This window comes from Streptosporangium sp. 'caverna' (assembly GCF_003203775.1).
In the GTDB taxonomy this organism is placed as follows: Bacteria; Actinomycetota; Actinomycetes; order Streptosporangiales; family Streptosporangiaceae; genus Streptosporangium; species Streptosporangium subroseum.
Map to the genome: position 1 here is coordinate 9,534,306 of NZ_CP029711.1, position 22,885 is coordinate 9,557,190.

General features: G+C 69.4%; 16 protein-coding genes. 6 read left to right on the forward strand and 10 right to left on the reverse strand.

Going from position 1 to position 22,885, the window contains the following annotated elements; translation table 11 throughout:
• Positions 1–73: 73 nt before the first annotated feature.
• The 6 genes from DKM19_RS40975 to DKM19_RS41000 all read left to right on the forward strand — a co-directional run bounded on the left by DKM19_RS40975 (position 74) and on the right by DKM19_RS41000 (position 7,055).
• Entirely contained in the window at positions 74–1,228 is a 1,155-nt protein-coding gene (locus DKM19_RS40975; protein WP_110703600.1) for a PP2C family protein-serine/threonine phosphatase, read from the forward strand.
• A complete protein-coding gene (locus DKM19_RS40980) occupies positions 1,225–2,808 on the forward strand; it encodes an ATP-binding protein (protein WP_110703602.1) in 1,584 nt (527 codons plus the stop codon). Before DKM19_RS40975 ends, DKM19_RS40980 begins: the two co-directional genes overlap by 4 nt.
• Positions 2,801–3,250: a response regulator gene (locus DKM19_RS40985; RefSeq protein WP_089212326.1), complete on the forward strand. Its 450-nt coding sequence runs from the start codon at positions 2,801–2,803 to the stop codon at positions 3,248–3,250. Before DKM19_RS40980 ends, DKM19_RS40985 begins: the two co-directional genes overlap by 8 nt.
• Before the next feature lie 332 nt (positions 3,251–3,582).
• The gene (locus DKM19_RS40990) at positions 3,583–4,368 is read left to right on the forward strand and encodes a hypothetical protein (protein ID WP_089212327.1); all 786 of its coding nucleotides are present in this window, start codon (positions 3,583–3,585) and stop codon (positions 4,366–4,368) included.
• Positions 4,369–4,377: 9 nt separating this feature from the next.
• Positions 4,378–6,291 carry a fumarate reductase/succinate dehydrogenase flavoprotein subunit gene (locus tag DKM19_RS40995; protein WP_110703604.1) on the forward strand — a complete coding sequence of 638 codons (1,914 nt, stop codon included), beginning with the start codon at positions 4,378–4,380 and terminating at the stop codon, positions 6,289–6,291.
• Positions 6,292–6,293: 2 nt separating this feature from the next.
• A complete protein-coding gene (locus DKM19_RS41000; RefSeq protein WP_089212329.1) occupies positions 6,294–7,055 on the forward strand; it encodes a succinate dehydrogenase/fumarate reductase iron-sulfur subunit in 762 nt (253 codons plus the stop codon).
• 372 nt (positions 7,056–7,427) lie between these two features.
• Here DKM19_RS41000 and DKM19_RS41005 read toward each other — a convergent pair whose 3' ends face one another.
• From DKM19_RS41005 to DKM19_RS41050, 10 genes are all read right to left on the reverse strand, one after another.
• Positions 7,428–8,879, reverse strand: coding sequence for a hypothetical protein (locus DKM19_RS41005; RefSeq protein ID WP_162642140.1), 1,452 nt, complete (start codon positions 8,877–8,879; stop codon positions 7,428–7,430).
• Between the two features lie 75 nt (positions 8,880–8,954).
• Positions 8,955–10,838 (reverse strand): hypothetical protein, encoded by a 1,884-nt coding sequence (locus DKM19_RS41010; RefSeq protein ID WP_110703608.1) that lies wholly within the window; start codon positions 10,836–10,838, stop codon positions 8,955–8,957.
• Between the two features lie 70 nt (positions 10,839–10,908).
• Complete coding sequence (locus DKM19_RS41015) at positions 10,909–11,322, reverse strand: (deoxy)nucleoside triphosphate pyrophosphohydrolase (protein WP_239513865.1); 414 nt, start codon at positions 11,320–11,322, stop codon at positions 10,909–10,911.
• Positions 11,319–12,407, reverse strand: coding sequence for a C40 family peptidase (locus DKM19_RS41020; protein WP_110703610.1), 1,089 nt, complete (start codon positions 12,405–12,407; stop codon positions 11,319–11,321). Before DKM19_RS41020 ends, DKM19_RS41015 begins: the two co-directional genes overlap by 4 nt.
• Before the next feature lie 13 nt (positions 12,408–12,420).
• The gene (locus DKM19_RS41025; protein WP_110703612.1) at positions 12,421–13,092 is read right to left on the reverse strand and encodes a hypothetical protein; all 672 of its coding nucleotides are present in this window, start codon (positions 13,090–13,092) and stop codon (positions 12,421–12,423) included.
• A gap of 2 nt (positions 13,093–13,094) precedes the next feature.
• Positions 13,095–15,626 carry a type IV secretion system protein gene (locus DKM19_RS41030; RefSeq protein WP_239513866.1) on the reverse strand — a complete coding sequence of 844 codons (2,532 nt, stop codon included), beginning with the start codon at positions 15,624–15,626 and terminating at the stop codon, positions 13,095–13,097.
• Positions 15,627–15,706: 80 nt separating this feature from the next.
• Positions 15,707–18,199 carry an ATP-binding protein gene (locus DKM19_RS41035; RefSeq protein WP_110703616.1) on the reverse strand — a complete coding sequence of 831 codons (2,493 nt, stop codon included), beginning with the start codon at positions 18,197–18,199 and terminating at the stop codon, positions 15,707–15,709.
• Positions 18,200–18,305: 106 nt separating this feature from the next.
• On the reverse strand, positions 18,306–21,119 hold the full coding sequence (locus DKM19_RS41040) for a TcpE family conjugal transfer membrane protein (RefSeq protein ID WP_110703618.1): 2,814 nt from the start codon (positions 21,117–21,119) through the stop codon (positions 18,306–18,308).
• 48 nt (positions 21,120–21,167) lie between these two features.
• Positions 21,168–21,443, reverse strand: a complete 276-nt coding sequence (locus DKM19_RS41045) for a hypothetical protein (RefSeq protein WP_239514524.1) — start codon at positions 21,441–21,443, stop codon at positions 21,168–21,170.
• Positions 21,444–21,594: 151 nt separating this feature from the next.
• The gene (locus tag DKM19_RS41050) at positions 21,595–22,422 is read right to left on the reverse strand and encodes a conjugal transfer protein (RefSeq protein ID WP_239513867.1); all 828 of its coding nucleotides are present in this window, start codon (positions 22,420–22,422) and stop codon (positions 21,595–21,597) included.
• Positions 22,423–22,885: the final 463 nt, after the last annotated feature.

Below are 22,885 nucleotides of genomic sequence, written 5' to 3' on the forward strand. Positions count from 1 at the left end.
ACCCTGTAAGTCCCGGTGTCACACTATTCTGCGTACCGTTAATAGGTGTCCCCGAGTTCACGAAGAGGCGTCCGTGACCGCCCCCGACAATGAAACGCTCACGCTTCTCCTCATCGAGGACGACGCGGGCGATGCCTTCCTTGTGGAGGAGCTACTCGGCGAGGCGAACAACCCACCCAAGATCATCTGGGTGCGCAGCCTCGCGGAGAGCCGGGTCCGGCTGACCACGGACGTGCACTGCGTGCTCGTCGACCTCTCGCTCCCCGACGCGAGCGGCCTGGAGGCCCTGGAGCAGGTGCTGGCGATGGCGCCCCACGCCGCCGTGCTCGTGCTGACCGGGCTGAACGACACCCACGTGGGCGCGGCGGCCGTGGCCGCGGGCGCCCAGGACTTCCTGGTCAAGCAGGACGTGGAGGCCCGGCTGCTGGCGCGGGCGATCCGCTACTCCATCGAGCGCAAACGCGCCGACCTGGCCCAGCGCAGGCTGGTCGAGGCGGAGCTGCTGACCAAGGAGAACTCCCGCCTGGAGCGGGGGCTCCTGCCCGTCCCGCTGCTGGTCCCGGGGACCCTGGATCACCAGGCCCGCTACCTGCCGGGCCGGCGGCGCGCCCTGCTCGCCGGCGACTTCTGGGACACCGTGCAGACCCCTGACGGCTCCGTGCACGTGGTGGTCGGCGACGTCTGCGGGCACGGCCCGGACGAGGCCGCGCTGGGGGTCGCGCTCAGGATCGCCTGGCGGACCCTGGTCCTGGCCGGGCACACCGGCAACGACCTGCTGAACACGCTCGACTCGTTGCTCCGTCTGGAGCGCAAGTCCGCGGAGATCTTCACCACGCTGTGCATCGCCACGATCGACCCCGCGCTCGACCGCGTGCGGATGCACGTGGTCGGTCATCCGCCGCCGCTGCTGATCCGCGACGGCGTGATCGAGGTGGTTCCGGGCACCCCGTCGGGACCGCCCCTGGGGATCTTCCAGAACGTGGAGTGGTCGGAGCTCGACGTGCCGCTCGGCGGCGACTGGTCGATACTCCTCTACACCGACGGCCTGATCGAGGCCACCGTGGGCGGCGGGCCCGACCTGCTCGGCACCGAGGGCCTGCTCAACCTGGTCCATGAGCAGGGCGGCATCCACCTCGACCGTCTCATCGAAAAGGTCATCGAACTGAACCGCGACGCGCTCAGCGACGACCTGGCCACCGTTCTCATCTCACGGAACGGGAAGCGATGAGCAACCGCGCCCGTCCGCACCCCCTGCCCGCGCCCGCCCCGGCGACGGGCTTCGGGAAGCTGCCCCTGGGCCGCTGGTTCCTCATCTCAGGAGCGGTCATCGCGCTGGTCTTCACGATCGCGACCGTCATCACGGTCGCCTCGCTCGTGGAGACACGCGCGGCCCGGGTGGACGTGGTGGACGTCGTCGACCCCGCGGCGCTGCGGGTCCTGGAGATCTCCAACGCGCTGACCTCGCAGGAGAGCTCGGTGCGGGCGTACGGCAGGACCAACGAGGCGACCGCTCTCCAGGACTACAGGAAGGCGATCGCCTCCGAGGTCACCGCGCTGGCCGCGCTGGCCACGCTGATGCCCCGGATGCCGGAGAAGGCCGTGGTGAGCGCCGAGGTGGCCCGGCTGAAGGCCGCGGGAGAGGCCTGGCGGCGTGACTACGCGGAGGTGGTCGTCGTCTCCGTTCCAACCCTGAAGACGGAGGCCTCCAGGCAGAGCGCGCCGATCAACGCCGCAAGATACAACGACGTCCGCCAGTCGCTCACCCAGCTCCAGACCCACCTGAACCGGCTGCACGCGACGGGCAGCGCCCGGCTCGAACGGGGTTGGCAGGCTCTCTACCTCGCGCTCGGCGGAGTGGCCGCGGTGCTGGTCCTGGCCGGGATCGCCGCCGTGCTCATCGTGCGTTACGCCGTACTCCGCCCCCTGGCCGAGCTGAACGCACAGGTCCGCGCGGTCGCCCAGGGAGACTTCGACCACCGGCTCAAGGTCGAGCGTCCGGCCGAGCTGACCGAGCTCTCCGGCCACGTGGACGCGATGCGCCGCCGCATCCTCAGCGAGTGGCGCCGGGCATCCGAGACGCAGGCCAAACTGGAGGATCAGGCGGCGGAGCTGCGGCGCTCCAACGGCGAGCTGGAGCAGTTCGCCTACGTGGCCAGCCACGACCTGCAGGAGCCGCTGCGCAAGGTGGCCAGCTTCACGCAGATGCTGGAGCAGCGCTACGGGGACCGGCTCGACGACCGCGCCAAGCAGTACATCGCCTTCTCCGTCGACGGCGCCAAGCGCATGCAGCTCCTGATCAACGACCTGCTCGACTTCTCCCGGGTCGGCAGGCTCGGCGGCGAGCGGACCGTGATCGACGCCAACCTGCCGCTGAAGGCCGCGCTGAACAACCTCGGCGCGACGATCGAGGACGCGGGCGCGACGGTGACCTCCGACGAGCTGCCCGAGGTGCGCGGCAACCGGGCGCAGCTCACCCAGCTCTTCCAGAACCTCATCGGCAACGCGGTCAAGTTCCGCTCGCAGGAGCCACCGAAGATCCACATCGGCGTACGGCGCGACGGCGACATGTGGGAGTTCTCCTGCACCGACAACGGGATCGGCATCGAGAGCAAATACACTGACCGGATCTTCTTGATTTTTCAGCGCCTGCACGGACGCGACGCGTACGCGGGAACCGGCATCGGGTTGGCGCTGTGCAAGAAAATCGTCGAGTACCACGGTGGTCGCATCTGGGTGGACGACGATGAACCCGGCATGGCCGGAACGACTTTCCGCTGGACGCTTCCTCCTGGAGACACCGATGAATGACCTGCGCTGGATCGACGTACTCCTGGTCGAGGACGACCCGGGCGACGTCCTGCTGACGCGGGAGGCGTTCGAGCTCAACAAGGTCAGGAACAAGCTGCACGTGGTCAACGACGGCGAGCAGGCCATGGCCTTCCTCCGCAAGGAGGGCGACTACGCCGACGTGCCCCGGCCGGACCTGATCCTGCTGGACCTCAACCTGCCCCGCAAGGACGGCCGTGAGGTCCTCCAGGACATCAAGGCGGACGAGAAGCTCCGCGGGATCCCGGTGGTCGTGCTGACGACGTCGGAGTCCGAAGAGGACATCCTGCGCAGTTATAATCTGCATGCCAACGCGTACGTCTCCAAGCCGGTGGACTTCGAACAGTTCATCAGCGTGGTTCGGCGGATCGACGACTTCTTCGTGACCGTGGTCAAGCTGCCCAACTCCGGCCAGCACTACTGACCGTTGAGCACCACCACCCGGCGATCAAGGGGTCGACAGGTCAGCTGACCTGGCCGTCGGGGAACTCCTCGGCGCTGTCCAGCCTGTGAGACACTGACAAATGCACGGCTCCTTCCTGACCAACGTGACAGGAATCACACCGGAGTAGTGAAAATGTGAGTGACCCTTCTCACCTAAGCACCGGGCTGCGTCGTAACGTATCCCCACCAATATGCGCGCGCACGTGTGAGCCGGCGCGACGATGGCCCAGCGCGCAGCACCAATGAGCGGCACAACTGAAACGACCCGGACCTCTTTGGCGAGCGAGGTCCGCGGGAGGTGGAGAGGTCTTGATGACCCAGACAACGGCCGACAGCCCGGCCAGACGACAGCGCGCACAGATCAAGGAGCGCACGTTACGAACGGATCCGTGGTGGCGCTATCCACTGATCACGTTCATCATCTTCATGGCATTCCTCGTCTACGCCACGTGGGCGATCTTCGATACAAGCTACTTCATGGCCCCGTACCACGCGCCGTTCGCATCGCCCTGTCTGGCGACGAGCTGTCCGGAGGGGGCGCGGCTCTTCGGCTTCGCGCCCTTCGGTGACTGGTACACGCTGCCTCCGGGGTTGTTGATCCTCGGCCTTCCCGCCGGGTTCCGCTTCACCTGCTACTACTACCGCAAGGCCTACTACAGGGGCTTCTGGCTGTCCCCGCCGGCGTGCGCGGTGAACGAGCCCCACAAGAAGTACACCGGTGAGTCGCGCTTCCCGCTCATCCTGCAGAACGTCCACCGTTACTTCTTCTACGCGGCCATCGTCGTCGGCCTCATCCTCGCCTACGACGCGGTGAAGGCCCTGATCGAGAAGCCTGACGGCCTCGGGACCTGGATCCTGATCGTCAACGCGATCCTCATCAACCTGTATTCCCTGTCGTGCCACTCCTGCCGTCACATCACGGCCGGTCGCCTGAACCACTTCTCCAAGCACCCTGTCCGTTACAGGGCCTGGAACGTGGTCTCCAAGCTCAACGCCAAGCACCAGGAGCTCGCGCTGGTCTCCATGTTCTCCGTCATGGGCGCGGACCTCTACGTCCGCCTGGTCGCCAAGGGCATCATCGCCTTCTCGTTCGCATAAGGATCACCTGTGGAAATCGAGCGTCACGAATACGACGTCGTCGTCATCGGCGCCGGCGGTGCGGGACTGCGGGCGGCCATCGAAGCCCGCCAGCAGGGCAAGCGAACGGCGATCGTCTGCAAGTCGCTGTTCGGCAAGGCGCACACGGTCATGGCCGAGGGCGGCGCGGCCGCGGCCATGGGCAACGTCAACAGCAAAGACAACTGGATGGTGCACTTCCGCGACACCATGCGCGGGGGCAAGTTCCTCAACAACTGGCGGATGGCCGAGCTGCACGCCAAGGAGGCCCCCGACCGGGTCTGGGAGCTGGAGGCCTGGGGCGCGCTGTTCGACCGCACCAAGGACGGCAAGATCAGCCAGCGTAACTTCGGCGGGCACGAGTACCCGCGGCTGGCACACGTCGGCGACCGTACCGGCCTGGAGCTGATCCGCACCCTGCAGCAGCGCGTGGTCGCGCTCCAGCAGGAGGACGAGAAGCTGCACGGCGACGCCGAGGCGTACATCAAGGTCTTCCAGGAATGTACGGTCACCCGCCTGCTGAAGGACATGAGCCCCGCGCACGGCCCCAGTGGGGCGATCGCGGGCGCCTTCGGCTACTGGCGGGAGAACGGCAAGCTCATCCTGTTCGACGCCCCCGCGATCGTGCTGGCCACCGGCGGCATCGGCAAGTCCTACGTGGTCACGTCCAACTCGTGGGAGTACACCGGAGACGGTCACGCGCTGGCCCTGCTGGCCGGGGCGAAGCTGATCAACATGGAGTTCATCCAGTTCCATCCCACCGGGATGGTCTGGCCCCCCTCGGTCCGCGGCATCCTCGTCACCGAGTCCGTCCGCGGCGACGGCGGGGTGCTGAAGAACTCCGAGGGCAAGCGCTTCATGTTCGACTACGTCCCCGAGGTGTTCAAGGCCCAGTACGCCACCACCGAGGAGGAGGGCGACCGCTGGTACACCGACCAGGCCAACAACCGCCGCCCTCCGGAGCTGCTCCCGCGTGACGAGGTGGCGCGAGCCATCAACTCCGAGGTGAAGGCGGGTCGCGGATCGCCCCAGGGTGGTGTCTACCTGGACGTCTCCACCCGGCTCCCCGCCGCGGAGATCATCAGGCGGCTGCCGTCGATGCACCACCAGTTCAAGGAGCTGGCGGACGTCGACATCACCAAGGAGGCCATGCAGGTCGGCCCGACCTGCCACTACGTCATGGGTGGCGTCGAGGTCGACGCCGACACCGCGGCGGCGGCCGTCCCCGGCCTGTTCGCGGCCGGCGAGGTCTCCGGCGGCATGCACGGCTCCAACCGGCTCGGCGGCAACTCGCTGTCCGACCTCCTGGTGTTCGGCCGCCGCGCGGGCGCCGGAGCCGCTTCGTACGTGAACGCGCTCGCGGGCCGTCCGAAGATCTCCGATGAGGCGGTGACCGACGCGAAGGCGGAGGCGCTGGCCCCGCTGCAGCGTTCCGGTGAGAACCCCTACGAGGTCCACCACGAGCTGCAGCGCACGATGAACGAGCTCGTGGGCATCATCCGCAAGGAGGAAGAGGTCTCCGAGGCTCTGGAGTCGGTGGAGAAGCTCAAGGAGCGGGCCCAGGGGGTGGGCGCGGCCGGCAGCCGGATCTACAACCCCGGCTGGCACCTCGCGCTCGACCTGCGCAACATGCTCCTCGTCTCCGAGTGCGTGGCCAAGGCGGCCCTGCTCCGTCAGGAGAGCCGTGGCGGTCACACCCGCGACGACTTCCCGGGCATGTCGCCCGACTGGCGCACCAAGATCCTGCTCTGCGAGCTCACCCCTGACGGCTCGGAAGTGATCGTCCAGGAGCAGGTTCAGCCTCCGATGCGCGACGACCTGATCCAGCTGTTCGACCGCGACGAGCTGAAGAAGTACATCACCGAGAAAGAGCTGGCCGACTTCGACGCGCTGGCCAAGGAGTAACCATGAGTTACAAGGCGAAGTTCCGCGTGTGGCGGGGCGAGGGCGGCGAAGGCAAGCTCGAGGACTTCACCGTCGAGGTGAACGAGGGTGAGGTCGTCCTCGACATCATCCACAGGCTCCAGGCCACCCAGGTCCCCGACCTGGCGGTCCGCTGGAACTGCAAGGCGGGCAAGTGCGGCTCCTGTTCCATGGAGATCAACGGCCGGCCGAAGCTCGGCTGCATGACCCGGATGTCCACCTTCACGGAGGACGAAACGGTCACCGTGACGCCCATGCGGACGTTCCCGGTGATCAAGGACCTGGTCACGGACGTGTCGTTCAACTACAAGAAGGCGCGGGAGATCCCGTCCTTCACCCCTCCGGCGGAGGTGAAGCCGGGCGAGTTCCGCATGCAGCAGATCGACGTCGAGCGGTCCCAGGAGTTCCGCAAGTGCATCGAGTGCTTCATGTGCAACAACGTCTGTCACGTCATCCGTGACCACGAGGAGAACAAGAGCAACTTCGCCGGTCCGCGTTTCCTCATGCGGATCGCCGAGCTGGACATGCACCCCTACGACGTGGCCGACCGCAAGGACTCCGCGCAGGAGGAGCACGGCCTCGGCTTCTGCAACATCACCAAGTGCTGCACCGAGGTCTGTCCCGAGCACATCAAGATCACTGACAACGCGCTGATTCCCATGAAGGAGCGCGTCGTCGACCGCAGGTACGACCCGCTGGTCTGGCTGGGCAACAAGATTTTCAAGCGCTCCAGCTCTAACAGCTGACATCTCCGGCAGCGCCGGTCGCGGAGGCTCGCGACCGGCGCTGCCGCGTTTCCCAGGGAATTCGGGGCCACGCCCGGTCGGCCGGAGCCCCTCTTTCGCCGTGGCACCGTCACGCCCGACAACGGTTCGTCTCTGCCCGGGAATTCGGGGCCGCCCGGAGCGACGGCCTCTCAGAGGTCTCCGCCTACCCGCTCAAGCCTCCCTCAGGGAGATCCCACCGTCAGGGGAGGACACGGGACGGCTCTGAGGCCGGAGACGACGGTGACCTCGATGGCGTCGGAGCCGTTCGACGATCCAGTCGTCCTTGACCCGGCCCGCCGGGACGGGGAAGAAGCCGTCGGCGGGCCGGCCTGACGGCCGACCCGCACCGCCTTACTTGGAACGCCCGAACAGCCCGCGCTTCTTCTTGCCCGTGTCCTGGCCGGGAAGCGGGTAGACCGCCGTGCCGGTGGGATCGGCGGGAGGCTGCGGGTCCGCGAGCGGCTCCTGGCCGGGGCCGTCCTGGTCCACCGGCCCCTGCGGGAGACGATCCCCCTGGGGCTCGAAGACCGAGGGGTCGCCGGGCTCCTGCGAGGAACCGCTCTGGGACTCGGAGGCGGGCGGCGGACCATCCTGGAGACGATCGGGGAACGGGTCCTGCCCATGGCGACCGTGCCGCATCGGCTCCTGCGGGAACGGCGCCCCCGGGAAGTCACCTTGCGTCTGGGGGAAACGATCTCCCTGGAGATCGGAGCCGTACGGCGCAGCACCCTGGTCGAAGGGAGCGGCGTCGCCCACCGGGCCCTGGACCGTCTGCTCGTGATCCACCGAGCCGTGGGCCGTCTGCTGCCCCTGACCCGCCTGCGGGCCGTACTGCTCGCCCTGGCCGGCGGTCTGCTGCTCATGACCCGGAGCCGGCATGTAGGCCGTCTGGCCGAACTGCTCCGGCGCCTGGGCGTACTGCTGGCTGTACGGCTCCGGCGTCTGGGGGTACTGCTGGTCGTGCTGCTCCGGCGAGTAGCCCTCCGGATAGACGGGGGCGTACATCTGCATCGGAACGAAGCTGATGATCGGGGCGTAGGCCGTACCGCCCTGATAGGCCCCGTGCGGGTAGCCGGGCGCGGGTCCGTAGCCGGGGCCCGCGGGATATCCCATGGGGTCGCGGGACAGGCCCCGGGGACCGGCCCTGCGGATGGCCGCGGCGTGGGCCAGGCGGCGCAGCCTGCCTTCGAAGATCAGTACGGCGAACAGCACCAGCAGGACCAGGATCAGCGCCGGGATGCCGAGCTGGTGGCTCAGCGTGGCGCCGTCGAACTCGGAGCCCGCGTTGCGGATCTCGTAGAGCTCGGAGGTCGGCGGTGCCTCGGTCGGCGGCGTTTCGGCCGGAGGCGGCGTGACGGTGGGGATGGTCGGGGTCTCCTCGGAAGGAGGAAACACGACCTCCGGGTCCGCACTCGGCGGCGGTGTGTCGGCCGGTGGCGGGACGATCGGCGGCGGGACGACCGGAGCGCTCGTCTTCGGCGGGGCCGCGGGAGGGGTCGTCGCCGGGACGGTGATCGTGGTGGTCACGGTCTTCTGCGGCACCTGGGTGCTCGGTGGCGGTGCCGGGTTCTCCGGGTCGTCGGTGACCGTGACGGTCACGACCGGCGTGGGCTCCTCGGCACACGGAGCCGCCGGATCGGCGTCACACCCCGGGATCGACGAGGGGTCAGCCCCGACCATCCGAACCGCCGCGTCTGCCCGGATGGGACCGGTGAGCGGCGCGACGGCGAGCAGCATCACCCCGCTCAGTCCCAGGGACATGACAACGGCGGTGACAGCTGCCGTACGCCGTGCTCGCGTCACCGGTGCCCTCCGAGAATTCCTACACAAACATGTCAAGGAGATACTAGTTGGGCAAAAGTAACAGCAAAGCGCCTTTTACAAAACGGGTCGCGCTCCACGGCGACGCCGGACCCTCATCTGCAGCCAGAGAAGGCCCAGTAGCGCCGCCATCGCGATCCCGACCGCCGGAAGACCCCGTACTCCCGACAGCAGCGAGCTTGACTCGGCGGCCGCCGGTGCGATCTCCGTGTTCGGGCCGTCCACATCTCGGGGAAGCGGTGCGCCCTGGAGCTGCGAATCGGCCGATGCCCCCAGAGGCTGGGACATGATCGACGCCGGTGACGGCATCGCCGGCGGCATCTGCGGGGTGGAGCCGTTCAGCATGGGCGGCATTCCCGGCCCAGCCGACATTCCCGGCCCAAGCGGCATTCCCGGTCCGCCCGGCATTCCCTGCCCGCCCGGTGCCATCGGCAACATCGGCGGCACGGCAGCCTGCTGCGGCCCGACCACCGGAGGTCCGGCCATCTGCGGCCCGGGCATCTGCAGCCCCGGCATCTGAGGTCCCGCCATCTGGAGTCCGGGCATCTGCGGGCCGGCCATTCGCGGTCCGGCGGCCGCGCCCTTGGCCGCTCCACCCGCCATCCCCGGCTTGCGGAGCGAGGAGGCGGAACGCACCTTGGCCGCTCCCGAGCCGTCCTGTCCCGCGCTGCGGGGCATGCGGGACTTCTGATCCGGTGCGGTGCCCGGCGCCACGCCCCCGAGCCCTCCGGGGACCTGAGGCACCGGCTGCCCGGCTGCCGCCCCCTCGGGGGCCGGAGCCATGGAGAGCCCTGGGACCGGCACACCCTTCTCCGCCTGCGGAGCGCCCTGCCCGGCCTCGGGCACGGGCACGGGAAGCCCCGGGACCATGCCCTTCTCCATCTGCGGGAAGCCCTGCCCGGCCTCCACTCGCGCGTCCGGCGGTGCGGCCTGCGCCTGCGACGTCACCGGGGCCTCCGCGGCCTCACCACTCGGCGTCACCGGGGCCTGCGCGACACCGTCCTTGGGCGCGACGGCCTCCGCCGGAGCCATAGGCATCTGCCCTTCGGCCACCGTGGACCCGGCCGGAGCCAGCCTCTTCGCGGGCGCGAACGACGTGTCGAGAATCTTCACAAGGGCGGCCATGGCGGCCTTCTCCCTGTCTACGGCGGCCGCATCCTCCGGGGCTCCCGACCCCCCGGCGGAGGCCTCGGACGCCCTGAGGACGTCGACGGCCTCGGCCCCGGAAATCTCGGGCGCCATTTCGCCTGTCCCGAAGGCTCCGTCGCCATCAGAGGCACCGGGGGCGTCAATCGCCCCGGGAACCTGACCCGCCGTTCCGAAAGTTCCGGAGTCGTTGGAGGCGTCGAGCGGCCCGACATGCCTGGGAGCCGCGCCGGGAGTGGGCTCGACCAGGCCGGGAGCGGATCCGGGCAGGGCGGGACGAGCCTCTTCCCCTGTGCTCACCTCGGACTCGGCGCCCACGGTGGCCGCCCGGATCGTGCCCTGGGCCTTCCTGGTCATCCATTCGCCCCCGGGCCCGCGCATCCGGGTCACCGCGGTCACCCCGATGTCCTGCGTCCCCTCAGGCACGTTGAGCAGCACGTCCACGGACTTCTCCTGGCCGAGATCTCCCACCCTGCACACCTGCAGGCCGTCCGGGAGCGGCACCCGGCTGCCCGACGCGTCGGGGCATTCGATGCTCCTGAGCGCATCGGCGGGCGTCGTGACGATCGCCAGACGGGCGTCGGCTCCCGGCCCCTCCAGCCGCACCGGGAACCGGATCACGTGGTCGGAGCCCTGCCACCGCGACCCCACACTGGAGCCGTCGGCCGCCAGGTCGAGGGGCACCGAGGCGGGTCCCGACGCCCCGACCGCGTATACCGCCGACCCGCCGCTCAGTAGGAGCGCCCCCGTTCCGACGGCCGATACGATCCGGACACCCCGCCACCATCTGATCACTGCACTTCTCCGATCCCCCGATACGGACACGCAACATCGACACTCACAGTAATCGATGTGTGGCGCGGAGTTACCCCGTTCGGCTCTCGTCGAGACGCTCTTGCACGGCCCGCACGACCGGCAGGTCTGCGGGCAACCACGGGACGTCATAGAGTTCGTCAACACCCAGCCAGCGCAGGGCCAGATGCTCCCTGGTCTCCGGCTCCCCCTCCGAGAGCTTCGCCAGCCAGACCCTGAGAACGTAACCCCCCGTCAGCGGCCAGTCGCCGCCGACCTGCTCGCCGATCTTGACCAGGACCCCGAGCTCCTCCTGGCACTCCCGGACCAGCGCCGTGTGATCGTCTTCTCCCGGGTCGACCTTTCCACCGGGGAACTCCCACCCGCCGGCCAGCTCGGGCGGCCCGGCACGCTGGGCGGCGAGCAGTCTCCCGGTGTCGTCGACGATCGCGGCCCCCACCACGACTCTGGGATCCGATGGTGTCAACCTTGCTCCTTCAGTTTGAGCTGAGCGAGAACCTGAGGATTCTGCAACGGCCGGGTGAACCCCACGATGCCGGTCCGTTCCTTGTAGGACGTGACCTTGATCGGCCCACACAGGGTGCACCTGGCCTCGACCATCTTGCCGGGCGAGACCACCATGCCCACGTGCCCGGGGTTGCTCGGACCCGTACCCGGACCGGCGTTGAAGAAGACCAGGTCCCCGGCCTGTTCTTCCCCCTCCGGCACGTTCACCCCGAACGGCCACTGGCCGAACGTGGTGCGCGGAATGGTCAGGCCGACGCTCCGGTAGGCCATGTAGATGATCCCCGAGCAATCGTAGCCCGCGGGCCCCGTGCCACCCCAGATATAGGGTTTGCCACGCTGGGCCAGCGCGTATTCCATGATCCCGGCGACCGTTCCGGTCGGCGCCGCCTCCAGCAGGGTCTCGTCGCAGACCCCCTGCGCCTGCGGCGGGACGCTGACCGCACCGTCCTTGGCGTACTTGCCGGCGATCTCCATGACCTGGTCCACGTACCACCAGGCCCGGTTGTAGATGAAGAGCGAGCGCCGCACATCCTCCGGCGCGCCGTTCCGCTTGAGCATCTTCGCCGCGCCTAGGATGGCGTCTGCCGGGTTGTACACGTCGGCCCAGCCGTCTCCGTCGCCGTCGGAGGCGTAACCGTTGAACTGAGACGGGATTTTGATCTTTGCCTTGCCGCCCCACGTGCTGATCAGAAACTGCATCGGCCCGGCGGCGCCGGCGTAGTTGGTGCCGCTCTGCACGCCGGGCAGCGTGGAGCGGCCGTGGTTGGTCTCGCGCTTGCCGACCCCGGCGAGCACGTTCCACTGCACGCCGACCTTCTTGCCCTGCTCGCGATAGAGCTTCAGATACTCCGCGGGGATGTCGGACGTCGCGGTCTCGGACTCGTTGTCCGCAGCCTGAGCGTTCTCCTCGCAGTCGGCCGTCTGGCCGCCAGTGAGGGCCGGGAAGCTGCTCATCATCAGCATCGGTGCCATGACCAGTGTGATCAGGCAGAGCGCCGCCACGGCGAAGATGAGCACGAAGCGGATCTTCCTGCTGTCCGTCATACGATTCCGCCGTTCATTCCGTCCCGCCGGTCTCCGAGGGCTGGTCGTCTCCCTCCTGGCCGGAGTCCGCCGGTTGCAGGTCGTGGACCCTCCAGTCGGTGCCGACCTCGATGAGCGTGACGGCGTACTCCTCGACCCGTTCCTTCGCCCCGCTCCTGGCCGTGACGTTCTGGGTGCCGACGACCACGAAGACCACCGAGGCGCTGTTCACCTGCCGGATCTCCTTCACCCGTGCCGTCCCGACGGAGACGACCTGGTCGGCCTTGTTCGCCTCGACGGTGCCCGGCGAGGTGACCGTGCGCAGCAGCACCTCGGCGAACTCGTTCGTGGTGTAGCCCTCCAGCCGGCTCCCGTAGGTCGCCGGGTCCTCGTCGTAGCTGAACGTGCCGTACTCGGCCGTGAACCGCTGGGCGTAGTCGGCGGCGGCGGCCAGCTCCTGCTTGGTCATCGGCAGGTAGGAGTAGACGTCGAAGGGCGCGTTGCTGGCCGTCGCCGACGGGCGCGGAGCCGCCGCGCTCACCTGCTCCTGCGATCCGAGCACGGTACGGCCCACGCCCGCCGGTTCGGCCGAATCCTGCCGCTCGTCGCCGGAACCCGACCCCATGGTCAGATAGATCCCGACCGCGGCGAGCAGCACCACCAGCGCCGCGAAGACGAGTCCACGCCGGTTGCCGCCTTCGTTCATCGTCAGTCCTTGCTACGAGGGCGAAGCCAGAACGGCGCGGCCGCCTCGTCGGCCTCCCTGCCTCGCTCCGACCGCTTGGGCACCCAGAGCGGAGGCGCCTCGGACCTGTCCGGACGCCCGGCCCCGTTGTCTCTCGAAGAGCCGCCGAACGGGCTGCTCCCGGATCTCGAAGAGCCGCCGAACGGGCTGCTCCCGGATCTCGAAGAGCCGCCCGAACCGCCCGAGCCGCCGCCGAAGATGCTCCCGCCGGATCTGGAGGAGCCCCGGGAGCCGCCGTTCTGCGATCCCGAGCCGGAACCGCCCCGCGACGAACCGGACTCCGAACGGCGCGGACCGCCACCCCCGAAGATGCTCCCGCCCGACCGGCCGCCCCCGGAAGAGGGCGCGGAGGACCTGCCACCCGAGGAAGGAGCGGAGGACCTGCCGCCCGAGGAGGGCGCCGAGGACCTGCCGCCGGAGGAGGGAGCGGACGGCCTGCCGCCCGAGGAGGGGGCCGCGGAGGATCCGCCGCCCGATCCCGAGCTGCCCTGGGGGGCCCAGCCGCCGCCGGAGCGACCGCCGAACCAGCCGCCCCCGCCTCGTGCGGGAGAACCGCCCGACCTGGTCGGAGGTGCGCTGCCCGCCTTACCCGCGCCGGAGAGGTTGAGCGGTGGCGCCGCGCCGGGGCGTGCCGCGGTCACCGGACGGCCGGTGGCCTTGCGCCGGCCACCCGCCTGCGCGTCGGTGTCCAGCGGCGCCGGCTGCGCGCCGGTCGGGACGCGGGTGCCCGAGGGTGTGCCCGTCGCCGAGGCGCCGCCGTCCTCGCCGCGGACCTTGCCCTGGGCGACCGTCGCGGCCGCCGTGGCGACGGAGGCGCCGCCGGCGATCGCCGCCGCCTGCAGCACGGGCTCCGCCTTCCGCATGCCCCACCGGCCCGCCCTGGCCGCCGCGACCGGTGGCAGCACGCCCGCCGCCCGCTGCAGGGTCGGAGCGCTGGCCGCGTCGCCCAGCATCCGGGTGGTGAGCGTGTGCCCGTCCATGGACGAGAACAGGTGCTGGAACGGCCGCCGGTAGAAGAACACCGCGATCGTCAGCAGCGCCATGAACATGACCTGCATGCCCCACGGCATCGCCATGGAGATGATCAGCGCGTATCCGTATATCAGCAGGCCCAGGACGAGGGCCAGCACCGCCTGCCTGAGCAGTGTGCCGACCACCATCTCCACCCAGCGCATGGCGATGATGCGGCCGGACCCCGGATGGACGCCGATCAGCAGGAAGACCGGCGCGAGTATCAGCAACAGCAGGAACCCGACCTTGAGCGCCAGCAGCGAGATCGCCACCAGGAAGATCAGCAGCCCGGCGATCAGCGCGGCCATCAGCGCGCCGATCGCGACTCCCAGCCGGTTCGTCCAGTCCTTGCCCTGGAAGAGGAAGAAGATCGGGGTGTTCTGCAGCTTGTCCGCGACCTCCGTCTGGTACCGCGCCTGGTGGGCGCTGGTGCCGAGGGTCTCGGTGGCCTTCATCTCGGTCGCGTCGAGCGCCTGGATGCCCAGCAGCGTGGCCCCGAACGTCTTCACCACGGGGGCGTTGGCGTCGGCCGTGCCGAACTCGCCCATCAGCCACGGCTTGCAGACCAGGATCGACCAGAGCGCGTCGGCGTTCTGGTCGACGCCGGGCGAGCCCTGCTGCCCGTATCCGCCGGCCTTGGGCTGGGGGTTGGTCTCGCCCTCGCTCGGCAGGCACGTCGCCCCGCCGGCGCCGGGAAGCCCGGAGAAGGCGGAGTTGACGACCTCGCCGGTCGCGTCGGTCACGGTTTTGCCGAGTCCGGTGAAGTCGCCGGGGCGGCTGAAGAACCAGACCGCCACGGTGACCGCGAGGACCATCCAGATGACGCCCTCGGCGGTTGTGGTCGCACGCTTGCGGATCAGGCCGTACCAGGCCAGCCAGATGGCCCCGAGGATCACGATCGGCCGCAGGAAGGGCCAGTACAGGGCGTCGGACAGGCGGGTCACGATGTCGTCGACGACGTTTTTGATCGACTCCAGCGGGCCCTCGGTGGCCGCGGCCTGGTAGGTGGTGATGGTCAGCCGGTCGAGGGCCTTGGCCCAGGAGAAGACCGTGTTGGCCATCGCGTTGCCCATCACCGCGGCGACGTCGTCACAGCCGAGCAGGTGGGTGTGCCAGAACTGGCCGCTCATGCCGTATCTGGCGTAGTTGCCCTCCGTGGCGGGGTCGGGCGCCGCCGGGGCGGCGACGGCCGGGGCGCCCGCCTTGGGCGCGTCCGGGGGCGGCGGCTGGAGCAGGCCGTCCACGCCTCCGCCGACGACCTCGGGAGCCAGGTCCGGCGAGAGGTCGCAGGGCGCGGCGGCGACGGCGGTGGACGTCTCCGCCGGGAGCACCAGCGGCACCACGAGAAAGGCGGACAGGGCCACCAGCCCGATGGCGATCCGCCTGCCCAGCCGTCTCTTGCGGGAGCGCTTCGGCCCCTTGCCCGGCCTCGACCCTCCGTCCGGGTCCTTCGACCCCTTGCGGGGCCGATGGATTCCGGCCAAGCCCTTCAGCCCCTCACCGAGACCCTTCGGCCCTCTGCTCGGCCCTCTGACTAAACCCCTCAGCCCTTTGCGGGAGCTCTTCATGACCGCACCTCCAGCGCCGCAGCCCCCGGCCTACTGACTCTGTCTCCCCCGAGCAGATCATGCACGTTCTCATCTGGTTTGTCGTGGGTCGGATTCGTATCGAGCCAGCGCAGCAGGTCGTCGGAGATGAGGTCCACTCCGATACGGCCCGCGCGACCGTCCAGATCTCGGAAGACGCACTCGCCGTTGCCCAGCGAGCGCAGCACCGCCTTGTGCTCCTCGGAGGGTTCGACCCCGAGCAGCGCCATCACGTGCTCCACCTCGACCCGCTCGGTGGACCGGAACGCGAACACCGAGGAGAGGCAGTTCGTCACCTGCTCGCTCAGCAGGTCGCCGGCGTTCTGCGAGACCAGGACCAGCGCGGTGTTGCGGGAACGACCCATCCGGCTCACCTCGGGCACCAGCTTGGCGCCCTCGGGGGTGGAGGTGATCGCCCACGCCTCGTCCAGGAAGATCGCCTTGGGTGTCCGCCGGTCCAGGCCGTTCATCAGGCCCCGCGCGAACTGCGCGACCAGATAGAGCAGCGCCACCGACAGCCGCTGCTCGTAGGAGTAGTCGTCGCGGCCGGTGGAGGCGTCGGGAAGGGTCAGCCCTCCGAGGGTGAAGACCGTGGTCCAGCCCTCGGTGTCGATCTGGTCGCCGCCGGAGGGGTCGAAACAGAGCCGGGCGAGATGCATCTCCGACATCGAGCGGAGCACCGCGCCCAGGTTCTTCGAGGCGGCGTCCTCGGTGTGCTCCAGGTAGTCGACGACCTTGCCCAGCGAGGGGTCCTCGGCGTTCGAGACCGCCGCGACCGCCTGGATCATGGCCGACTCGCGCTCCTCCGACATGCGCGGCAGCAGCAGACGCAGGGTCTCGGTGGCCATCGTCTTCTTGGCCGCGAGGTCGTCGCCGAACGAGAACGGGTCGAGCAGGCCCGGCGCGGCCGAACCGAGAGGGATGATCCGCGCCTTCCTTCCCCGCTTCTGCAGCAGCTGCACCAGGGAGTCGGCGTCGCCCTTGGGGTCGATGACCGCGATCGTCACACCGCGCAGCGCCATCTGATAGATCATCAGCAGCGCCAGCGTGGTCTTGCCGCCGCCCGGCTCACCGGTGATCGCGATGGCCGTCGGCCGGTTGCGCGTGGCCGCCACCAGCGGGTCGAAGTGCACGATGCTCCGGGCACGGCCCAGGCTCTCCCCGATGTACGGTCCCATCCAGCCGGCCTTGCTCTCGTCGACCCGGTCTCCCAGGTCGACGGTGGCGGTCGCCATGCCGCCCGCGATGGTGCGCAGCGGCTGCCGCTGGGCGTAGGCGTTGACCCGGACCTTCTCACCCGGCAGGGTCTCGCAGAACAGCGAGAACTGGTCACCCGTGGAGCTGACGATGTCGATGCCCATGTCGCGGTAGTGCTCCACGACCGCCTCGACCCGCTGCACGCAGATCTCCTCGGTCGGGGCGGACACGATCAGCCGGTGCCAGCCGTACACGAACGGCAGGCGCTCCTTGGTGATGCCGTGTTCGAGCATCCTGGCCGCGTCGATCTGCTCGGCCAGTGCCAGCGGCGCCTCCGCTCCCGCCTCCCGGATGTGGATGTCCATGTCGCGGGCGTGGGCGAGCTTGCGCGCCACGTCCTTGCTGGCCTTCACCGGCGGGATCAGCCGCATCCTCGAGCTGACCTCCACCGGGAAGGGCATCTGGTCGGCGAAGTGCATCCACGGCTCACCGTCGGGGAACGGCATGAGGTCGGGGAACCGGGCGAAGGACAGGTGCGCGACGTAGGAGTCGCCGTACGGCTGCTCGATCCGCAGCAGCGACCTGCCGTTGTGGATCTGCCCCTCGACCAGGGACTCGATCTCGCCCCTGCCCCACCGCCGCTTGGGACTGGCCGAGGTCGGCGGGTCGCCCAGGGATCCGGTCGCGGCGTGCTGGAACAGCCAGGCGATCTCGGCGGAGGTCGCGTGCCTGGCGTACAGGGCGCTGGACGACAGCGCCCTGCCGAGCCGCTCCGCCTGGTCGGTCCACTTGGTGATCTCGGCCGTCGGGACGTGGTCGTCCTCGATGCCCAGGGCCTTCTCGCTGCGCTGGTAGAAGCCCAGGAGCTGGGAGAGCACCCCTTCGCCCAGCTGCCGCCCGCGGGCGCCGAGCCGTACGCCGAGGTAGACCTCCTTGCTCCAGAAGTCCTTGGCCCAGACGTGCCGGTACATCTCCTCGAGGTAGTCGCGCCAGCCGGCGCCCTCGTCGGAGGTGGAGTTCAGGGCCATCGCCCACTCGGCCGCCGGGTAGGTGCGGTGCGCCACACGCAGGTGAACCTCCGCGTCCGGCATCCGGATGGTGGCCAGCGCGATCGTGATGTTGGTGGCCAGCGCCTCCCGCTCCTCGGGCGTGATGAACTCGTAGCTCACGGTCGGCAGCCGGAAGTAGGCCCACACCGACGATTCGGTCAGCAGGATCCGGTCGTCGAAGTATCGGACGGCGAGGCGATTGCTCGCCCGCGACGCACGGCTCACCCGACCTCCTCGGTCGACCGTACGGCCGGACCTTCGTGCCTGCCGGTTCGCTCACTCACCTGGATCTCGTCACGCCCGTCCACCACATCTCCTCGTGCCCGGGGGATCACTGAGCTAATTCCTCCTCGCTGGGTCGAGCCGTCTGCACCGCTCCGAAGCCCGCCACCACGACCCCGGCCAGGGCGAGATACGCCCGGCGGCCCGGCGTGCGCAGGTGGGACGGCTCCACCCTGTCGGATCTGCCGGGGGCCAGCTCGTCCTCCCAGGGCACCCGTACGATCGCCCGGCACCTGCCCCGCGCGACCGCCTCCGCCTGCTCCACGTCGCCCATGCTGCGGCGGCTCACCCCGTTGACGACCATGATTGCCCGTTGGCGAAGGTCCGCGCAGCCGTGTCCGTCAAGCCACTCGTAGGTCATGGCCACCGCGTCCGGCCCGTCCTCGCTGGCCGGAACGACCAGGACGAGCTGGTCGGCATAGGGCAGCACCCGGGCGGCCAGCGCCGCCGCCGGGTCCATGACCATCAGCTTGTAGTGCCGGTCCAGCATGTCCATGGTCTGGCCGAGCCGCCGGTCGGAGAAGAGCGAGCGGTCGGAGAGCCGCTGCTCGGCACCGGCGTCGGCGTCTCCGGCGAGGACCTCGAGACCGGAGGCGCAGCGGCTGGTGTAAGCGCGCATGCCCAGGTAGCCGTGGACGTTGTCCAGGCCGGTCAGCAGGGAGCTCAGCGTCTCGGGGGACTCGACCTGGATCCGGCTGGACAGGGCGTGGGTGCCGATGTTCGCGTCGACCGCGAGCACCCGGTCCTCGCGGTATCGGGCGAAGGTGTGGGCGAGCATCAGCGCGGTCGTGGTCTGCCCGGCGCCGCCGGTGCATCCCAGCACCACCACCCGCCGGCTGCCGCTGAACACCGCCCTGGCTCGCGCCTCGTCGATCTCCGACCCGTCCGTACGGCCTCCGCCTCCGGGACCGATGACCACCTGGGCCAGCCGCCGCCAGCCACCGGAGGAGTCGCGGCCGACGACCGATTCCACCCGGCGGACCCTGGGCTCCTCGTGCCGGCGGACACCGGTCTCCTCGTGGCCGGGCCTGGGCACCGGCACCGAGGGCGTCACCGGATCGGCCTTGGCGGCGGACGCCGAGGGAACCGCGCGGATCGACATGTTCGCCGGCATCCCCGTGGACCGTTCGGACGGCCACACCTTCGACGTCTCGGCGGGCTTCCCCACCGGCTGCCCCTTGCGATGCTGAGCCCACGCGCTCTCGTCGGTCTCCGCGGGAGGCCGCCCCTGCTCCGAGGCCCGCAGCCCGATCGGAGCCGGTCCGACGAACCTCGGCACGATGGAGGGGACAGCCGGAGCGGAGGGCCGCTCGACGGGGTCGGGCACGATCGCGGGCCGCTCGGGAGCCTGGCCAGCGGAAGCGCGCTTCGGCGCCTGACCACGGAGCTGCGCCGGTGTCCGGGGCTGCGCCTGGACGGGGCCCTGAGCCTGGCCCTGGCCCTGAGCCTGTGCCTGGCGCTGAGCCTGCGTTTCGGGCTGTGCCTGGGCTTGGTTCTGAGCCTGCGCCTGGACGGGGCCCTGTGCCTGTGCCTGGGTCTGATCCTGAGCTTGCGCTTGAGCTTGTGTCTGATCCTGAGGCTGGGACTGGGCTTGCGCCTGGGCTTGAACCGGGATTTTGGTCGGGGCCGGGACCTCGGCAGGATCGGAGATCCGAGCTGCGGCAGGGGTCTCGACCGGACCGTGACTCGGAGTCCGACTCGGACGCGGGTCCGGAACCTGAGCCGGAGTCACGGCGGCCGGCGAAGGCTGGTCGGGCATGGCCGGAACGCCACGCTCGGCTCCGGCGGAGGCCGCGAGCCGGCGCAGCCGCTTCAGCGCCTCGGTGCCGATCGGGGCCACCGGGGCGTCCGATGCCGCCGAGGCGGCCGGAACGACCGACGCGGCAGGAGCCTGCTCACCTGGCGAGGCCGATGCGGCGGGAGTCTTCTCACGCGCGGAAACCGCCTCGACCGGCACAGCCGGAACCTGCTCGCGCGGCGAAGCCGATTCGGCGGGAGCCTTCTCGCGCATGGAAGCCGCTTCAACCGATACGACGGGAACCTGCTCATGCGGCGAGGCCGATGCGGCGGAAGCCGCTTCGAACGACACGGCGGGAACCTGCTCGCGTGGCGAAGCCGGTATGGCCGGAACCGGATCAGCCGGAACCTTGAACTGCGCGGCGGGAGCCGGCGGGAGAAAGTTTCTCTCGGCGGGCATCGCGGGCGAAACGGCGGTCCCCTGTAGGGAGGACACGGAGATGGCGGGGACGATCGGCAGGACAGCGGGGAACGTCTCCGGGGAGACGGCCTGGCCGAGAGCCGGAGCGGTGCCCTTGCGAGGGCGGGCCACCGTACCCCAGGCGATGCGCTCGCCGGTGACCGGAGCGGCCGTGGCCGCCGCCGCGGCGGCGGCCACGGCAGGACGAACCTCGCGGGCGGAGGCGACTGCGACGCGCTTGGACTGGGCGTGACGGGCCTTGCGCGAGACCCTGGCCCGGGCCGAGGCCGCCGACTGCGGCGTGGCCTGCCAGACCCGGCCGGTCAACGTGATCTCGGAGGGCTCGTAGGCGGGAGCCATCCGGCACCAGGTGCGCGGTTCACCCATGTAACGCATTTGGGACTGGAGCAGCTCGGTGAGCCGCTTGCTCTCGATCACCGGCCGGGTGGAGAGCCAGGTGACGACGCCGGGCGGCACCAGATACACCACGTGCCAGGGCGCGCCGAAGGGCAGGCCGACCAGGTAGAGCAGCAGCGACCACGGTGCCAGCACGCCCACGAACACACCGATCCAGACAATCGGAAGCGGCATCGGTAGCCGTAGGTCGTACAGCTTGTAGAGCCGCTTCTCGATCCGCCAGATATTGGTATACGTGGGCAGGTCCACGCGCTCCTCCTTTTCCGCCTCTCCTTGTTTGACCGCTCAGACGCGGTCTCAATCCCCCCGGATGCCCAGTGCGCTCGCGATCGCCTTGGCCGTCACCTCAATGATGTTGGGCACGTAGAAGATCACTCCGATGGCGATCGCGAGAATGATGAACTGGACAAACCGGGTGATCTCACGGGTGAAGAGGAAGAAGAGGGCCACAACGGAGACGATGACCAGGAAGAGCGGGGCGAAGAAGCTGCGGAGAAAGTCGGCAAGACCCTCGGTGTTCACGCCTGCCGGAGGAGCGGTTGGCTGAGCGAGCTCCAGCACGCTCAGCAGCATGGATTTCAGAATCACTTGTCGTCCTCCGTACTCATGATCGTGCCCGCCGGGCGGTGGCGGGAACGTGGCACACGCACGCACGGCTTCCCCACCGGCAGCTCATCGATCAGGGGGGGTCTGTCCACTGTGGACCGGCATCGTTCGATCATGGTTACCCCACGGACCGTTCCGCGCCGCGGATGCCCTTGACGAACCACTTGTCGCCCTGCTTGACCACAGTGAGCAGGTAGGCCTGCTCCAGCTTCCCTCCCATGTCACCGGGGTCCGCGGTCGGATCGGCGGACGGGGCCGCGCCCGCGGGCACACCCCACACGACCGTGGCGGTCACCTCCCGGGTGGCGCCGCCGGGAAGCGGCACCACGAGGTCCTTGAGCTCCACGAAGGTGAACGCGCCCCCGAACCCCTCCAGGGTGATCCCGGCGTCGGCGTAGCGCTGCAGGGAAGCGGTGTCGCTCGCGGCGTAGGCCTTGAAGAAGTCGGCCAGGGGGGTGCGGAGCTCGAGCTCCGCGGCCTCGTCGCGGTCGGGTCCCGACTGGGCGGGCAGGTTCGCCTGCGACGGCGCGGGCAGGATGCCCGGACGCCCGGAGACCACGAACTTCTTCGTGTCCGTGTCGTAGAAGACGGGCACGGACAGGAGCTGGCGGCGGCTCCCCGACTGGTACGTCAGGGTGACGACGGCGTTCTCCCGGTCGGTGACCTCGACGCCGTACGGTTGCACCGCTCCAGCGGCCATATGGCCGAACCCGTCCCAGCCGAACTGGGGTTCCGCGCCGTCGGGCAGGAATGGGGCGAGTCTCGCCGCCCTCTCCTGCGAGCGGACGGCCTCGAAATTCAGGTAGACGGCGGCGAACTGGCTCGCGAAAGAGGTGCCCTGGGTGACGGGAAATCCGTCCGTGGAAACAACGGCCGCGCCGGTGGTGGCGTTCTGCTGAGTGAACCGCTCAAAAGGTGCACGGACCCCATTTACGACAATAACCACTATTAGTGCCCAAAGCACTGCACGGCCTGTCCATACCAGCCAGCGTCCGCCTCCGCCCGACCATCGGCCCCGGGACGACGCACCTCGCCCGCGCGCCGGAGCGCGATCAAAATCGGGGTCGTGAGACGCTCCTGGGTATGCCGAAAGCTCGGGGTCGCCGGCGATCCGAGGATCACGCTGGACCGTCGCCCTTCGAGCCATCACGCCTCCGCTCGCGCCAATCCCCCGGCCGGCGCGGTGTCGTATTACCGCCGATCCCGTTAGCCATGGTGAAGCTCTTACTCTAGCCGCCCCGCCGATTCTTCCAGGAAAGCCACGCCTATGCTGCAGGGATCGTCGTGACTGAGCAAACTGAGTCTGGAATCCGTCCAGACCTGCTATCGCGCCGACACCTCGCTCTATCGTGTGTTATCCCTGGCCAGCGCATGGCCTGGTTACTCAAACGCCACCCATTGCTATCCAA

Bases quoted from the DNA above. Each gene is read 5' to 3' on its own strand.
- DKM19_RS40980 (WP_110703602.1), top strand. From the start codon at position 1,225: ATGAGCAACCGCGCCCGTCCGCACCCCCTGCCCGCGCCCGCCCCGGCG.
- DKM19_RS40985 (WP_089212326.1), top strand. From the start codon at position 2,801: ATGAATGACCTGCGCTGGATCGACGTACTCCTGGTCGAGGACGACCCG.
- DKM19_RS40990 (WP_089212327.1), top strand. From the start codon at position 3,583: ATGACCCAGACAACGGCCGACAGCCCGGCCAGACGACAGCGCGCACAG.
- DKM19_RS41000 (WP_089212329.1), top strand. From the start codon at position 6,294: ATGAGTTACAAGGCGAAGTTCCGCGTGTGGCGGGGCGAGGGCGGCGAA.
- DKM19_RS41020 (WP_110703610.1), bottom strand. From the start codon at position 12,407: ATGACGGACAGCAGGAAGATCCGCTTCGTGCTCATCTTCGCCGTGGCG.
- DKM19_RS41025 (WP_110703612.1), bottom strand. From the start codon at position 13,092: ATGAACGAAGGCGGCAACCGGCGTGGACTCGTCTTCGCGGCGCTGGTG.
- DKM19_RS41045 (WP_239514524.1), bottom strand. From the start codon at position 21,443: ATGCTGCTGAGCGTGCTGGAGCTCGCTCAGCCAACCGCTCCTCCGGCA.